Annotated in this window: 15 protein-coding genes; 8 read left to right on the forward strand and 7 right to left on the reverse strand. The window is 51.9% G+C overall.

Annotation, left to right across the window (positions count from 1 at the left end; translation table 11 throughout):
* Positions 1–71: 71 nt before the first annotated feature.
* Positions 72–1,154 carry an ABC transporter substrate-binding protein gene (locus NST96_RS26420; RefSeq protein WP_003388667.1) on the reverse strand — a complete coding sequence of 361 codons (1,083 nt, stop codon included), beginning with the start codon at positions 1,152–1,154 and terminating at the stop codon, positions 72–74.
* A gap of 412 nt (positions 1,155–1,566) precedes the next feature.
* Complete coding sequence (locus tag NST96_RS26425) at positions 1,567–1,914, reverse strand: hypothetical protein (RefSeq protein ID WP_003388668.1); 348 nt, start codon at positions 1,912–1,914, stop codon at positions 1,567–1,569.
* Positions 1,915–3,314: 1,400 nt separating this feature from the next.
* On the opposite strand from NST96_RS26425, the gene NST96_RS26430 reads away from it, so the two are divergent.
* Positions 3,315–4,259 carry a YafY family protein gene (locus tag NST96_RS26430; RefSeq protein ID WP_171506139.1) on the forward strand — a complete coding sequence of 315 codons (945 nt, stop codon included), beginning with the start codon at positions 3,315–3,317 and terminating at the stop codon, positions 4,257–4,259.
* Positions 4,260–4,335: 76 nt separating this feature from the next.
* Entirely contained in the window at positions 4,336–4,914 is a 579-nt protein-coding gene (locus NST96_RS26435; RefSeq protein WP_171506143.1) for a DinB family protein, read from the forward strand.
* Positions 4,915–5,124: 210 nt separating this feature from the next.
* Here the strand turns inward: NST96_RS26435 and NST96_RS26440 are convergent, their stop codons facing one another.
* From NST96_RS26440 to NST96_RS26450, 3 genes are all read right to left on the reverse strand, one after another.
* The gene (locus NST96_RS26440; RefSeq protein ID WP_003388672.1) at positions 5,125–6,111 is read right to left on the reverse strand and encodes a lipoate--protein ligase; all 987 of its coding nucleotides are present in this window, start codon (positions 6,109–6,111) and stop codon (positions 5,125–5,127) included.
* Positions 6,112–6,327: 216 nt separating this feature from the next.
* Positions 6,328–6,534, reverse strand: a complete 207-nt coding sequence (locus NST96_RS26445) for a YwbE family protein (protein ID WP_024983014.1) — start codon at positions 6,532–6,534, stop codon at positions 6,328–6,330.
* Between the two features lie 125 nt (positions 6,535–6,659).
* On the reverse strand, positions 6,660–7,271 hold the full coding sequence (locus tag NST96_RS26450) for a class I SAM-dependent methyltransferase (protein WP_024983015.1): 612 nt from the start codon (positions 7,269–7,271) through the stop codon (positions 6,660–6,662).
* Positions 7,272–7,459: 188 nt separating this feature from the next.
* On the opposite strand from NST96_RS26450, the gene NST96_RS26455 reads away from it, so the two are divergent.
* On the forward strand, positions 7,460–7,939 hold the full coding sequence (locus NST96_RS26455; RefSeq protein ID WP_003388675.1) for a CarD family transcriptional regulator: 480 nt from the start codon (positions 7,460–7,462) through the stop codon (positions 7,937–7,939).
* A 229-nt stretch (positions 7,940–8,168) separates the two neighbouring features.
* On the opposite strand, the gene NST96_RS26460 is transcribed toward NST96_RS26455, so the two are convergent.
* The gene (locus NST96_RS26460) at positions 8,169–9,086 is read right to left on the reverse strand and encodes a hypothetical protein (protein WP_003388676.1); all 918 of its coding nucleotides are present in this window, start codon (positions 9,084–9,086) and stop codon (positions 8,169–8,171) included.
* Positions 9,061–9,645, reverse strand: a complete 585-nt coding sequence (locus tag NST96_RS26465; RefSeq protein ID WP_122958014.1) for an RNA polymerase sigma factor — start codon at positions 9,643–9,645, stop codon at positions 9,061–9,063. Before NST96_RS26465 ends, NST96_RS26460 begins: the two co-directional genes overlap by 26 nt.
* Before the next feature lie 178 nt (positions 9,646–9,823).
* Here NST96_RS26465 and NST96_RS26470 point away from each other — a divergent pair, with 178 nt between their 5' ends.
* The 5 genes from NST96_RS26470 (at position 9,824) to NST96_RS26490 (ending at position 15,486) form a co-directional block, all read left to right on the forward strand.
* A complete protein-coding gene (locus tag NST96_RS26470; protein ID WP_342405102.1) occupies positions 9,824–11,449 on the forward strand; it encodes an AraC family transcriptional regulator in 1,626 nt (541 codons plus the stop codon).
* 85 nt (positions 11,450–11,534) lie between these two features.
* Positions 11,535–12,554 carry an ABC transporter substrate-binding protein gene (locus NST96_RS26475; RefSeq protein WP_003388680.1) on the forward strand — a complete coding sequence of 340 codons (1,020 nt, stop codon included), beginning with the start codon at positions 11,535–11,537 and terminating at the stop codon, positions 12,552–12,554.
* Positions 12,555–12,564: 10 nt separating this feature from the next.
* Complete coding sequence (locus NST96_RS26480; RefSeq protein ID WP_342405103.1) at positions 12,565–13,572, forward strand: iron ABC transporter permease; 1,008 nt, start codon at positions 12,565–12,567, stop codon at positions 13,570–13,572.
* Complete coding sequence (locus NST96_RS26485) at positions 13,565–14,590, forward strand: iron ABC transporter permease (RefSeq protein WP_342405104.1); 1,026 nt, start codon at positions 13,565–13,567, stop codon at positions 14,588–14,590. Before NST96_RS26480 ends, NST96_RS26485 begins: the two co-directional genes overlap by 8 nt.
* A 65-nt stretch (positions 14,591–14,655) precedes the next feature.
* Entirely contained in the window at positions 14,656–15,486 is an 831-nt protein-coding gene (locus NST96_RS26490; RefSeq protein WP_031932497.1) for an alpha/beta hydrolase, read from the forward strand.
* The last annotated feature ends 39 nt before the right edge of the window (positions 15,487–15,525 follow it).

Consider the following 15,525-nt stretch of genomic DNA (forward strand, 5'->3'; position numbering starts at 1 on the left):
GTTTACTTGTCCTTTTGACAGAAAAACAAGGGCATATGTGTGTGATATACCCTTGTTTTCGTCTTAGCGATCTATTGGGCGATTTCCCGGTTCCAGCGGTCAATCCATGCTTTGGATTGCTCGTTTACGGCCTTCATGTCCAGCTTGCGCAGCTTGCCGATGACCTCTGCACCGTAGGTGACGCCTTTTGCTTCCTCGTCGGAAAGCTGTACGTTCGTATTTACAGGAGAATCGACTTTGGCTTTCGCCGATTTTTCCTGGACTTCCTTGCTCAGCTGCCAGTTGATGAACGCTTCGGCCAGCTCTTTGTTCTTGCTTCCCTTGACGACGTTCACGGTGTTCATGACCGCGTAGCCGCCTTCCTCAGGGGATACGAATTTTGCTTCCGGTACGGCAGCCTGGATGTCCTTGAAGTACATTTCCATGATCGGACCGATTGCGATTTCGCCTTGGCTAAACATGTTCACATATTCGGAAGTTTTGTCGTAGTATTTTACGACGCCCGGATTCACTTCTTTTACCTTGGCAAACGCCTTGTCTTCATCGAATGCTTCGCTGCCCGCTACAATTGAAGCAGCGTCCAGCAGCATTGGACCGGTGGTCGACGTGATGTTCGGCAGTGTCAGTTTGCCGGCCATCTCCGGATTCCACAGGTCTTTCCAGGATTTCACCTCGGTCTTGATGACGGTCGGATTATAGGCAATGCCAAATTGGCCGATGGTATAGGCTGGGCCGTAGTCCTCGCCCAGCGGCGCTTTGGCGATGTCGTAGATTTGGTCAATGTTCGGGATCTTGCTGCGGTCGATTTTTTCAAACAGACCGGCATCGATGCCCTGCTGAGCATAGTAGTCGGAGAGGTAGATGACGTCTACTTGCGAGCTGCCCTGGCGGATTTTATTGAGTCGTTCCGCATTGTTTCCGATTTCCACGACGATTTTTACGTTGTGTTCTTTTTCAAACGGCTCGTACACTTCTTTGCGGAAAAAGTCCTCGGAGAAGCCCCACGTAGAGATAACCAGCTTTTTCGGTTCGCCTTTGTTTGAACCGCCTGCTGCTCCGTTTTCCGCTTGTCCGTTTCCTCCGCCGCATCCGGCCAAAGCCGCGGACAACAGGGAAATGGTCAGAAAGCCACCAAACAGTTTCGTTTTCTTCATCGCTATATTCCTCCACCCATTGCGTTATTCACTAAAATCGAACATTAATATAATAACATCAAAATACGTTCGTTTTTTTAATTGTTTTTTAGTAAAAAAAAACAAAATAATGCTTATCATTGTCCTGTTTGCTAATCTTCAGTTGTGTTTGGGTTCGCTCGGCTGCGTTTTTCTACGTTTTGTTTTGCTTCATTTCGCTTGTTTATCTTGCGCTGCAGTCTCACCGCCTTGCCATTTGTATTTTTTTGCCAAATAGAAAAAGAAAAGTACCCTTGGTAGAAAACTTGCTTTCTAACAAGAGCACTTTTCTTTGTAAACAAAGAACAGTGACGCCCGTTTCAGCCACGCTCCGGTCATCTCTTAAGATAGATCAAAAGGGATAATCCGTTCACTGGCGGTTTCACGTATTCGATTATGGCGACTCCAACAAAATCACATTGGTGATCGCCCACAACGTCGGTGCATCATAATCCCGCAAGACTGCCTCAATGCGCAGACCCATCTCTTCCTCCAGCCGCTCGCGGAGTCTCTTTTTGTACAAAAGCGACATCCGGAAATCGACTTCCAGCTTGAGCGTTGGGGCTTCACCTTCCAACGCTGCTGAACGAGGCGACCTGCGATGCTTGGCTTGAAAGGTAATGATCTGCTTGTCAATCTCCACTCGCAAGAGCGTTGTGCCAAATCCGAATAATTCCTTGGAGATCTCGTTGTAGATATGGCTCAGCTTTTTTTTACTCTCATTCGAGTCCAGTAGGCTCATGATATCACCTGCTAGAGCGATGTTCAGGTATATTCATTGTCCTCATTATACATATGATCTTGTCTTCGGGCAAGTAAACATTCGTATTTTCGCACAAATAATAGACGATGCGAAACTTTATCATTCGGAATGGGGGATTTATTCTGAGGCTTTATCCTGGCTTTATCCTGGTGTGTACCTGCTTTATGAGGATAGCCGTTGCTGTCGTGAAAACCTGTATAAGCAACGGGACTGCAGGGAAAGAAGCATGTTCCCAGACTCACTTCGGCTCCGCCCTGCGAGGAAGCTAAACTGTCCGCTTCGCAAGCAATCGCGGGAAAGCGCAAAACGACGCGCAGCTTCGACGCTTATTCATAGGTTGCGCTTTGTTTCCCCGCGATTGCTTGCGAAGCTGGGCAGGGCTCCACAGGCGTTCGTCTGGGAACATGCTTCTTTGACGAGTAGGGGGTTTGCTTCGGGTTTTTGCTTGGGGAGTCTTAAGGGAGGTAACGGATTTTGTAGGAAACTCAGGATGAGAAGGGAGTCTGAAGTGTTCAAGGATGACGGCTTATCCGATGGTTGAGATATGATCTGATGGCGAAGAAGGTGGACGCTTGCATAATAAGAATAAGGTTGCAATTCTGATTCAGACTCGGAATTCATTTCTTATTCCTCTGTCCTTTATCCTTCCCTCTTTGATTTACCCGGAAAAAATGTCTGAACGAACCCCAAAGCTGTAGAGATGAAAAAGCAGAAAAACGCGAAGGTCTTTGGGACACCTCCCAGGCGAAACGGAGAAAGCGGAACACGCTTTCAGCGTCCAACTCTGTGGAGCTTCCCTGAGTCGCTGCTTTTGGACGCGGTTCCGCTTTTGGAGTGGAGCCGGACAGTGAATCCACCTAGCAGTGTCCCACCGAACCTTGAGCGTTTTTCTGCTTTTTCATCTCCTCCACCAAAGCCCGACCAACGTCTTTTCTAGGTAACCTCTCTGAAATCAGGTTCAGACTCATTTTCCGTTCCTTTTTCCGATTATCTTTTCCCCCTTTGGTTAACCGGAAAAAATGTCAAAACGAACCCCAAAGCTGTAGAGATGAAAAAGCAGAAAAACGCGAAGGTCTTTGGGACACCTCCCAGGCGGAGCGGAGAAAGCGGAACACGCTTTTAGCGTCCAACTCTGAGAAGCTCCCTGAGTCGCTGCTTTTGGACGCGGTTCCGCTTTTGGAGTGGAGCCGGACAGTGAATCCACCTAGCAGTGTCCCACCGAACCTTGAGCGTTTTTCTGCTTTTTCATCTCCTCCACCAAAGCCCGATCAGCGGCCTTTCGGGCTGTACCCATTGGAAAGAAAAAGAGCCCCAGTTGCCAGACGCCGACCAACCGATTACAGTGAAGGAAAATCACCTGCGGAGGGAAGCTGAACACGATGAACAAGACGGACCGCCTGCTCGCCATCGTACTCGAATTGCAGCGTAAAGGAACATTGCGTGCCGAAGATCTGGCAGCCATTTTCGAAACAAGCGTAAGAACCATCTACCGCGATGTCCAGGCGCTGTCAGAGGCTGGCGTTCCGATTGTCGGCGCTCCCGGGCAGGGATATTCCTTGATGGAGGGCTACTTTTTGCCGCCGCTTCATTTTTCGGCGGACGAAGCGGTAACCCTGCTGCTCGGACTCGACTTCGTCGAACAGCAGCTCGATCCGCTCTATCTCGCCAAAGCGAAAGCCTCGCGCAAAAAAATCGAAGCGATCCTGCCCCAAGCTGTACAGCGGGAAGTGGAGAAGACGCGATCCGGCATGAAACTGCTCACCGCCCAATCGGCAGCAGATGCCGATTCCCGGACGATGCTGCAATTGCTCCGTCAAGCAATACAAGAGGAAAGGAAAGTGCGGTTTCTCTATACGAAAAAGCTACCTGAAGCAGATGGAAATCGCCAAAACCTCCGTACCGTCGCTCCTTATGGCTTGGTATTCGTAAACGGCTCATGGGGACTGCTCGGGTACTGCGAGCTGCGGGCGGACATCCGCCGTTTTCTCGTAAAGCGAATGCGTGATCTTACCCTGTTGGATGAAAAAGCGGTGCGGCCTCCCGATTTCAATCTGCAGGACTATACCCCGGCAGATGACCGAACTATGACAATCACTGTCCGCATTGCGCATGACGTTTCCGACAAGGCAAGGGAATCGCGTTTCTATTATATAGACGCTATTCAGGACCATCCGGACGGCCTGCTCGTCACGCTCCGGGTCCGGCAGCCCGAGGAAGTGCTGCCATGGGTGCTCGGTTGGGGAAGCAAGGCGGTGGTCGTCGAGCCGGAATCGTTTCGGCTGCACGTGCGTAAAGAAATCGAAAACATGCTGAAACACTACTGACATACTGCTGTCAGGAGCGCTCTCGTATAGTAAGGAGAGTAGATCGAGAAAACGAGAGGAGCTGTCTGATATGCTTATGAATACGAAAGAGACGTTGAAAAAAATGGAGGAAATCACGGAGCTGTACGTGAGGGAACTGGACCGCTATGATATGGAGCAGCTCACCCGCAAACCAAGTGAAGACGAATGGTCGCTCGGACAAATGTATATGCATTTGATCCGCGCCGCCCTGTTCATGCAGCTTCGCCACGTGGATACCTTCAAAGCGCAGAGCGAGCAGATTGAAGCCGCAAACGGCGAAGCTGGCAGCGAGTCCTTGTCAGGCGGAGATACGCCAGGAGAAAAAACGGAAGCAGGGCAAGCGGTATTTGCCCAAGGCAGCCTCCCTCCTGTGCGCATTCGTGTCCCGGCCTCCCCGGAATATACGCCTCCGCAGCCGGAGAGCAAGGAGCAGCTTGCAGAAGGATTGCGCCAGGTTTTTAGCAAGATGCGCGAGCTGGAGCCGGTTTTGGCTGACATTTCTCCCGTCTTTACGGCTCCCCATCCAGCCTTTGGCCACTTGAATGCGACGGAGTGGTTCGCCATCGTAGAGATGCACTACCGCCACCACCTGCGGCAAAAAGAACGTCTGGATGCTCTGCTGATGCAGGTATGACCGACTGCTGCGAGAGACCGGCCGGAAGAAACTGAGGCACACGGTCCGAAGGCATGGGACCAACTCCAAGTGCCCAATAAGCAAAAAAGGCTCTTTCCTCGACACACGTTTCGCCGGGAAAGAGCCTTCCGCTTTTTTAAGACGTTCACTTGCTTCGAGTATGATACAGCACCCATGCGGCAGGACTCGGGCTATTGCCGCCCCTCCTCGCTACAGCACCATCTCCAGCCATTCCTCTTTGGTGACCGGCCCGAAATAATACGCGAGATCCAACGTATCCAGCACCTGCTCCAGTGCTTCCCGGTCATACCTTACACCCACCAGCTTGTCCGTAAACTCCGAAGTTTCGCCCAAGCCAAAGAAGTCTCCATAGACGGAGGCAGATTTGATCAATCCCTTTTCCACGTACAGACGGACATCGAAGGTCCCTGAGCCAAGCCGCTTCACCCGCTTGACGTTGAAAGCCGGCGACTTGCCGTAGTTCCAGTCCCAGTTCCGGTAGCGCTCCGCCGAGATCTGGTCGATGCGTTTCCAGTCTGCTTCAGTCAGTACATACTGCTGCACTTGTGATCCGGCAAAAATCGAGTTGAGAATGTGCTGCCGAAATTGTTCGATGCTCATCGGCTCACGCAAAAACTCGGAAATGTTGGCCACGCGGCTGCGAACCGATTTTACCCCTTTGGATTTGAACTTTTCCGGGTTCACATTCAAGGCTGAGGCTACATTTTCCATCTGGGAGTCAAACAGCAGGGTCCCGTGCGTAAACATGCGCCCTTTGGTGGAAAACTGGGCGTTGCCGGAAATTTTCCGCTCCCCTACCTGAATGTCGTTGCGTCCCGTCAGTTCAGCTTCGACGCCCAGCTCGTTCAGCGCTTTTACGACCGGCTCCGTGAACTTGCGGTAGTTGTGAAAGGAGTTCCCGTCGTCATTGGTGATAAAGCTGAAATTGAGATTGCCCAGATCGTGGTAGACAGCCCCTCCACCGGACAGGCGGCGGACGACGTGAATGCCGTTCTTGGCTACATAGTCGGCATTGATCTCTTCGGCCGTATTCTGGTTCTTGCCGATGATAATAGACGGTTCATTTATGTAGAAAAGCAGGTAGTCGTGATCGGCGGGGAGATATTTCAATGCGTATTCTTCGATGGCCAGATTGATCCTGGGGTCGGTTATGTTTTGATTGTCGATGAAAAGCATCAGGCTTGTCCTCCTGTCACTCTTTTGTCTTTTGCTTTTATTTCTGCCTCTGTCGAAGGCCGGGAAAACGGATGCACTCTCTTGTACTATAACCGATCCGGCCCTTTTTTCCTATGAGTCTGCTCTCTGTATGGCACACTCTCTGTCACTTCCAGGCAAAAAAAAAGAGAAGCGTCCGGCCTCTCTTTAAAACGAACGCCCCTCCGCGTCCGTTTGTCATTGTTTTTCAGAGGACACGATCGTCTTCACTCTGCCGACCTGCCCATCCTGCAAGCGAACCTTTATCCCGTGCGGGTGAGCCGGAGAATTGGTCAGAAGATCTTTGACGATCCCCCGCGTCGTCTTTCCGGTGCGTTGATCCTGTTTGAGAACGATCTCGACCTCAAGTCCCGGATATATGTTTTTTCGCTGCTGCCCCGCCAGGCTGGTTGGCAGCGGTTGATTCGCTTTGTCTGCCATTGTTCGCAAAACCTCCAGTTGTCTGTATCCTTCCTTGTCTTACAGCCTTCTTTTGAACCTGCTCTGTCGACAAGCTCAACCCAACATCCTCACTTCGTGCAAACCGCCACTCCGATAAAATAACGAACGCCGTTTCTCGGCTTCTCAAAGGTAACACCCCGCTGATAGTAGATGTCTACATCTGAGAAACGGACAAACAGCTCCTGGAACTCTTCCGGCGTCAGCTGATGGACATGAAAAGGCTCGCTGGTCGGCATGCCTCTCCCCCGTCCGAACGGACTGGACAAAACAAGCGTCCCGCCCGGCTTCAGCAGACGATAAAGCTGGTCCATGAACCGAACGTCATCCGCTACATGCTCAATCGTTTCGAAACTGAGGATCGTATCAAACATCCCGAGCTTTTCCGGCAGGTGCGGGTCAAGCGCATCGCCCTGCTGATAGACAACCTTTTGGTGATTGTACTCCCGATTGGCATACTCGACCGTTTCCGGATCAATATCCACCCCGACAATCTCGGTGACTTCGCGCTTTCGGTCCTTGGCCACCATATGACAGCCATATCCAGTGCCGCATGCCAAATCCAACACCCTTCCGCGGATGTACGGAGTGGCGAAATAATAGCGGGCGATGTGCTCCAGCAGCATGCCATTTGTCGGCTTTAGCAGCTTGGGGATAATCCTTTCTCCTGTCCATGAAAGCATACCCGTCACCCCTTCCTGCATGATTTTCTCCCATCTTACCGCATTCACAGGCAAATTCATAGAAACGGCTCGGAAAGCACCCAAAGTCATTATTGACATAAAATATTTTCATGTGGTAAGATTATTTATTTTTACCGAATATCAAATTTGTGTTATACTAGATGTATTACAAGATCGGGGGTGGGGTTATGTTTCACATTGGCGACAAGATTTTTTATCCGATCCACGGAGCCGGAGTGATCGAAGCCATTGTTGAGAAAGAATTTCTCGGCGAAAAACAGCCATACTTTGTTTTGGACATGTTGCTTCGAGAACTGCAAATCATGGTCCCGCTGCACAAGATGGACGATCTGAACATTCGCCCGATTGTAGAAGAGCATACACTGGAAGCTGCTTTTGTCGCCCTGAACGAGGGAGAGCCTGACTTGAGCGTCACCGCTGCCCAGAGACACCGCATCAATATGGAGAAGATCAAACGCGGGGATATTTACGAGGAGGCCGAAGTCATCCGCGATCTGACCTGGATCTCGAGAACAAAGGTGCTCGGCACAGGAGACAAGCTTATGCTCGATCAGGCACAGCAATTATTCATCAGCGAAGTAGAACTCGTCAAAGGGATTGCAACAGAAGAAGCATCCGCCCTATTGATGCAGGCCATTCATCGGTAATTTATCACTGGCTATAGCAATACCCTCCACTACCTCAACGAACCTGTGAGGCAGTTTTTTTATGCGATACGCAAACAGGGGCTCCCCTCGTCTTTTCAGACATGAGGGAAAGCCCCTTTTTTCTATGTTTTTTGATAGACCATGCAGTATTGTTCCAGATCGCTGTTTGGCCATTTGATGATGTCCACGATCGCGAACTGGTTTTGTAAAAATTTTGGGTCAGGAGAGATTATTTCACGAGCTTTTCCGCGATGGCGAGCAAGTCTTCCTTAGCAATGTCCGGGGAAGAAGTCGATACAAAGACCATCAATTTTTTATCTTCCTTGTAAAATTGAATGGACTTGTCAACCCTTACTACACTTCCGTTTTCTCCCTTGAGATTAGTCAGTTGGTAAAGGGCCTCCTGGCCGCCTACTTTTACATTTTCCACAGTATCGTCCGGGCCTGCTTCCGCGGCAGAATACTTGACTTTTTCAAAGTTCTCGATTCTTACCGTAACGTCACCTTTGCTATTGGAATAGGTACCTGCTATCAGCTGGAATGTCGGTTCCACCTTCAGTTCTTTTACGATGACATCCTTCTTTGTTTCCTCTGCCTCTTTATAAAAGTCTTCCTTGTTGTAGTCACGAATGACTTCGTGTTGAACCGAACCATCTTTAAACGTGAAACCGCCTGCCAATTCGGCCGGGAAAGTAAACTTGTCTCCCGCCTCCTTCTGTATTACTGCCCGGTCAGTCGAGGTAATCGGGATCTGGAAGAAGCTCACGATCTTATTCGGATTGTCCGGGACGATATAGACCGCAGCAGCATTGCCCGGTTTGACAGATTCACGGACTTCATTGAACAATTGGCTGTAGGTTTTATGCTGACCCTCTCCCGGTTCTGCTGTCGTGTGGGTGATCTGCGATACGACTTCGCCTTTTTCATTTTTCAACTCGTACACTTTTACCGCCCCATACGCTGTTGTCACACTGAATACCATACACGCCGCAATGATCAATCCCATTCTTTTTTTCACTCGAAATTCCTCCTTTTTATTTTGCCGCTCGCGCAAACGATCCAGCACCTGATCCTTGACATCAATCTGGGGAACTGGTGTATCCGTTATCAGCTGTTTGACTTCATCGAATGAGTCTGAACGCTTCACTCATTTCCCCACCTTTCTGCGAAATTAGTTGGTTTTTGCACTTTTTCATTGCCCGCTCGTATCGTTTTCTCAAGGTTGCCGGCTTTTCTTGGAAAAGAACAGATAACTCCTCATAGCCTTTTTCTTCGATTACCCGTAAAAGGATCAAATTTCGTTCCTCCGGGGATAGAGTCGATAACGCCCGATGGAGGGGAGCGCTCAACTGGCCCTGTTCCACCCGGGCTGCTCCTTCCTCTCGGTCATCCGCCGGCACCCGATTGTTCAAAAAGGGAACCAGGCGGTAAATCCGCTTTCGCTTGATCAAGTTAAGACAGTGATGATAGGCAATCTTGTAAACCCATGCGGAAAAGGAAACCACTTCCGTGTACTTTTCCAGGTTTTCATAGGCTTTAATGAAAACCTCCTGAACCGCGTCCTCCGCCTCCTGCCGATGCCCGAGCATGTGGTAGCAGTAGGTGAAAATAGGCTGCTGCAATTGCTCAATGACCATTCCGAACCCTTCAAGCGAACCGGAGGCCTTGATCTCCACGACAAGCCGCTCGATTTGCTCTTTATCCAAGAGCTTTTCACCCCCTTTTGCCCTTCTATAACAATCAACGATCGCACTTTGTGACCGTATCCGAAAAATTTTTTTCGTTTGCAAAAACTGTCTACTGGCAATTGACCATAAAAGTGCGTCTATGCTAACGTAAGGTAGTGATAATGATTATCATTATTGAAATTTGGAGGTTTCCAGCTTGGAATATACCCCTGACCATACACAATCTGTCCAAAACATTTTAAACGACCTGTGGCTGAAGCTGCAGAGCGCCGAACTGATTCGCGTCGGCAGGATGGAACAACAGCTCATCGAGTCGCATATTCTCTTCGTCTCCAAAGCCGGAGAGGGGCGTTTGATGATCGATTTTCACGATTACCGATTGCGCCCGGATGCGATTCATTTCGCTTATCCCGGTCAAACCATCGGGGTGTTTGCCGAGTCTGAAAAGGAAGTCGAGCTATATGCGGTCAGATTCGCGGTTTTGGAAGACACAAAGACCGCTAGTGTCTTCCCCTTGGCGGGCGAGGTGCCGGTTTACCCCGAGCCCAAGGCTTTGCTGCTGTGCGATCTGGTTACCGCTTGTTTTCGCAGCGACCAACCGTTGGAACATTTTCGCGGGCAATCGGCGTTTTTGGAGCTGATGTATGTGCTGCTGAAAAAGATCCGGCTTCTCCCCGAGCGGGACCCGCGAACAACGCTGGACAGCATCAAGACGTATATCGAAGCTCACTACCAGCAGAATCTGACGATTGAACAGTTGGCCCGCATGGCCGACATCAGTCCGAAGTACTTTGTCGACTTGTTTAAAAAGACGTACGGAAAAAGCTGCATTGACTACCTGACAGAGGTGAGGATCAACAACGCCAAACGGCTCATGCTGCAATCCGGTATTCGGCTTCGCGATCTTGCCCACCAGGTAGGCTATAGCGACGAGTTCTACTTTAGCCGAAAGTTCAAGAAAGTGGTAGGAGTTTCCCCTAGCATTTACATAAAAAACCGCCGCCGGAAAATCGTTGCCTATACTCCGTCCATTCTCGGACATTTGCTCGCGCTGCAGATCACGCCCTACGCCGCACCGCTTCACCCGAAATGGACGCATTACTATCATCGGCGGTATCGGGCGGAAATTCCGCTGCACCTGAGCGCCTATCGGTTCAACCGGGACTGGGAAGCAAATATGGAAATGCTTGTCCATGCCAAGCCGGATATCATCGTGTGCGACAAGGACAGCCTGCACACCAGGGAGCGGGAAGAGCTGGAGCAAATCGCGCAGGTCCTCTACATACCCGGAGCGGGGATGCACTGGCGGGATCAACTGAAGCTGACGGCCCAGTTGTTGGGGGCGGAGCATGAAGCCGACTGCTGGCTGCGCAGCTACGACCAAAAGACAAAGTCCGCCAGGGAGCGGCTACATCGGGAACTGAAGGATGACAAAGTGCTCGCCATGAGTATCTACAAAAAAAGCTTCTACGTATCTCCGGCTCGCGGGATGATGGATGTCCTCCGCCGCGATTTGATGCTGAACGTCATTCCCGGCCCGCGTCCTGACGAACACCGGCAAGCCATTTCCGTGGAGCAATTGGCCGATCTGGACCCCGATCATATTTTGGTCAACGTTTGCCAGGAGCCGGAATCGCTTGGGGAATGGCACCATTTGCAATCGTCCGCAGTTTGGCGGGATTTGAAGGCCGTCCGCAAGAACCGGGTGCATCTCATCTCCTCCGACCCGTGGCGAGAATACTCCGCCTATGCCTGCGACCGAATGGTGGACGACCTTTTGATGCGGCTGCATGGAGATCGTCCAAATGATTTCCGGATATAGTCCATGTTCCGTTCGCGGGAGCTGGTTTATACTCATTGTTGAGAATGATTATCAAACGCATTTCCTGGAGAGGAGAAAAGCAACGATGCTCAAAAAATATTGTGCGGTACTGTTCGTTTCCCTGATGGCAGCGGCGCTTGCGGCATGCGGAGCCGACAAGGCGGCGACAACGGCAAACGGTTCATCGACAAGCCCTGCCGTGGCCCAGGAAGCTGGCGGCAAGCCTGCTGCCAATCCGGCAAACGCTACCGCCGAATCAAGGACAATCCAATATCTCGGGAAAGACTACACGGTTCCGGCTGTCGCCGACCGGATTGTGATCACCGGATCGGTCGAGTCAATGGAGGATGCTCTCGTGCTTGGCGTGAAGCCGGTTGGGGCGATGACGACCGGAGGCAAGTTCGCTCCGATGTTCGCCGAGATTACCGAAGGAACCGTAGGGATCGGGGAGAAAACACAGCCGGATATCGAGGCGATCTTGAAGCTGAAGCCGGATGTGATTCTGGCCAGCACCAAATTCCCGGCAGAAACCATCGAGAAATTGAACAAAGTCGCTACTACCATTCCGGTCTCCCATATATCGACAGACTGGGAAGCCAATCTGAACCTCTTGGCAGAGCTTGCCGGAAAGCAAGACAAGGCCAAGCAGGTGCTGCAAACCTACAAGGAACAAGTGCAGGAGCTCAAGGAAAAAATCGGGCCGATCTTTAAAGACAAAAAGGTTTTGGCCATTCGCGTCCGGGCAGGCAGCACGTTTATTTATCCGGAATCCGTATTCTTCAACCCGTCCCTTTACGCCGACCTCGGTGCGGAAGCTCCTGCGGAGGTCAAGCAGGCGAAGGCACAGCATCTCATTTCCCTTGAAAAGCTGTCCGAGATGAATCCGGATTATCTGTTCGTCCAATTTGCCGAGAGCGAAAACAAAGACACCCCCCGGGTTTTCGAGGAGTTGCAAAACAACCCGATCTGGAAGAGCATCAACGCCGTTAAAAACGGCAATCTCTTCGTGAATATCGTAGACCCGGTTGCCCAGGGCGGCACAGCCTACAGCAAAGTGGCCTTCCTCAAGGCGGTAAAAGACAGTGGCATCCAGCAGACAAAGTGAGCAGAATACGATGCGTTCAAACAAGCTTGCATCTGCCCTGATCCTGGGGAGCTCGCCGGTTCTCATCGTCCTTGCGATCCTGCTGTCAGTCCTTTATGGGGCCAAGGAGATTGATGTGGATACGATTCGCGATGCGCTGTTCCATTTTGATCCGGGCAATGTCAATCACCAGATTATCATGCACTCCAGATTTCCGAGAGCAATCGGGGCCCTGTTGATCGGGGCCTTCCTGGCTATTTCAGGGGCGATCATGCAGGGGATTACACGAAATTATCTGGCGTCGCCTTCCATTATGGGGGTGACCGACGGTTCGGCTTTTGCCATCACGATCTGCATGGTGTTTATGCCCAACTCGTCCTCGATGGAGATGATTCTCTTTTCCTTTATAGGATCGGCCCTCAGCATCTTTCTTGTTTACACACTGTCCACCCTGCTGCCGGGGGGGCTCTCCCCGGTGCGCATGGCGATTCTGGGGACGATTATCGGCACGTTTTTGAGCAGCGTGGCTACCGCTGTGGCGACCTACTTTCAGGTGTCGCAAAGCATCAGCTTCTGGTACAACGCCCGGCTTCACCAGTTGGACCCGACGCTGGTCAAGCTGGCAGTCCCGTTTGCGGTGGTCGGCATACTGGCAGCGATCTGGCTCTCCAAGTCCATCTCGGTCCTGTCTCTCGGAGAGGAGATCGCCGTCAACCTCGGGCAAAAAACGACCGCTATCAAGTTTATGGCTACCGGAAGCGTGGTCATCCTGACCGGCATATCCGTAGCGCTGGCAGGAAAAATCGGCTTTGTGGGACTCATCGTTCCCCATATCGCCCGCTTTTTGGCCGGCGCCAACTACAGATGGATCATCCCGTGCTCCGGGGTGCTTGGCGGCATCTTTCTGGCGCTATGCGATGTGCTTAGCCGGTTTGTCAACTATCCGTACGAGATGCCGATTGGCGTGGTCACTTCCTTGCTTGGCGTCCCTTTCTTTCTCTATCTGATCCGGACAAGAGGGGGCGAAAAGCGTGCATAATGCTTCCAAAGGCCGTTACGCTGCCGTATTGGCCGCCGGGATCGGCGTGATTCTGGCCGCTGCTTATATCAGCCTGACGAACGGCTCTTTCGATATGACTGTGATGGATATTGTTCGGACGCTTTTGCGTATCGACCCGCAGCCGGAACATGATTTGGTCATCCTTGAGTTTCGTCTGCCGCGCATCGTCATCGCCGTGCTGGTCGGAATCGGGCTTGGCATTGCCGGAGCGGTCATTCAGGGAATTACGCGAAACGGCCTGGCAGATCCCGGCATTTTGGGAATCAATGCGGGGGCAAGCGCGGCCATGGTGATCTTTCTGTTTTTTTATCAGGGACAGGTAAAGGGAACCGGGTGGACGGCGATTTTGACCATGCCGCTGTTCGGATTGGCTGGCGGTCTTCTGGCGGCCCTCCTGATCTACCTTTTTGCCTGGAAAGACGGGCGGCTGGAGACGCAGCGCCTGCTTTTGACCGGGATTGCGATCGGTTCCGGGCTCGGTGCGCTCACCCTTTTTCTGACCTTGAAGATGAACGCGAGCGATTTTGAGATGGCCGTCGTCTGGAACTCGGGCAGCATTTACAACGCCAACTGGAAATATATCGCCTCCATCCTCCCGTGGCTTGTCTGTCTGATTCCCGTCATTGTCAGCAAGTCGGCCATCCTCGATGTGTTCAAATTGGACGAAGACATCGTCATCGGCATCGGTGTTTCGTCGGAAAAAGAAAAGGCAATGCTCATCCTGTGCAGCATCGGCATCGTGAGCGCCTGTGTTTCGGTGTCGGGTGGCATCGGTTTTATCGGACTGATGGCTCCCCACATCGCGAAGCGCCTGGTCGGTCATTTCCACCGGTACATGATTCCTGTTTGCGGACTGGTCGGAGCGGCGCTGGTGCTGGTCTCCGACACGATTGGCAAGCTCCTCTTTGCCCCGGCCGAATTGCCGGTCGGAATCGTCATTGCGATCATCGGTGTTCCCTATTTCATCTTTTTGCTTTCCAGAAAAAAAAGCCGTTGAGTCCGAAAAAAATACTGCGAGAGGAAGTAGATACAGTGGAGAGCCAGCAAAAGGAGCTTGAAGAAGTGAACGTGTGGGAAGGCGGAGGCGGGGTCTTTCTTCCCCAAACCGAACAGTACGCCATGCGCTCCAGCGTCAGCAGCCGGGAGTATCGCATTCTCATTTACAGGCCAAGCGAGGCTCCGCCACCCTCGGGGTATCCGGTGATCTATTTGCTCGACGCCAACGCCTTGTTCGCCACGATGGCGGAGGCCGTACGCATTCAGTCCCGCCGCTCCGAGAAGACGGGCGTTTTTCCGGCGGTTATTGTCGGGATCGGCTATCCTGAAGAAGCGCCGTTTCCGCCCGCCCGCTTTTATGATTTTACGATGCCAAGCCCCCTTGCCGAGCTGCCTCCTCGGCCCGATGGGACCGCATGGCCGGAGCATGGCGGCGCCGAAGCCTTTTTGACATTCATCGAGGAGGAGCTCAAGCCGAAGATTGAAAGCCGCTGCCCTGTCGATAAAAGCAGACAGGCCATCTTCGGGCACTCTCTTGGCGGTCTTTTTGTCCTGCAAGTCCTGTTCACCCGTCCGCAGGCCTTCCAGACTTATATCGCCGGCAGTCCGTCCATCCATTGGAACAAGGCCTTTCTGCTGGAAGCCGAGAAGCAGTTCTCTTCCCTTGCAAAGCAGCAGGCAGTCGGCGACATCGGCATCATGATCGCGGTAGGAGAGCTGGAGAAGGGCCACCAGAGCCGCATGAACGAGAATGCAAAGGAGCTTGCAGAGCGTCTTTCCGCCTTGGCAGACTGCGGGATTCGCACCGAGTACAAGGAGTATGAGGGAGAAGGCCATGTTTCGGTGCTGCCGGGCTTGATCAGCCGCGCCGTGCGGTTTGTATCCCGCCCTTTATAAATGGGGCCGCTTCATAAAAGGGAGCCACTTTTCTTTATA

The organism is Brevibacillus sp. FSL K6-2834, from assembly GCF_038592925.1.
GTDB lineage: Bacteria > Bacillota > Bacilli > Brevibacillales > Brevibacillaceae > Brevibacillus > Brevibacillus borstelensis.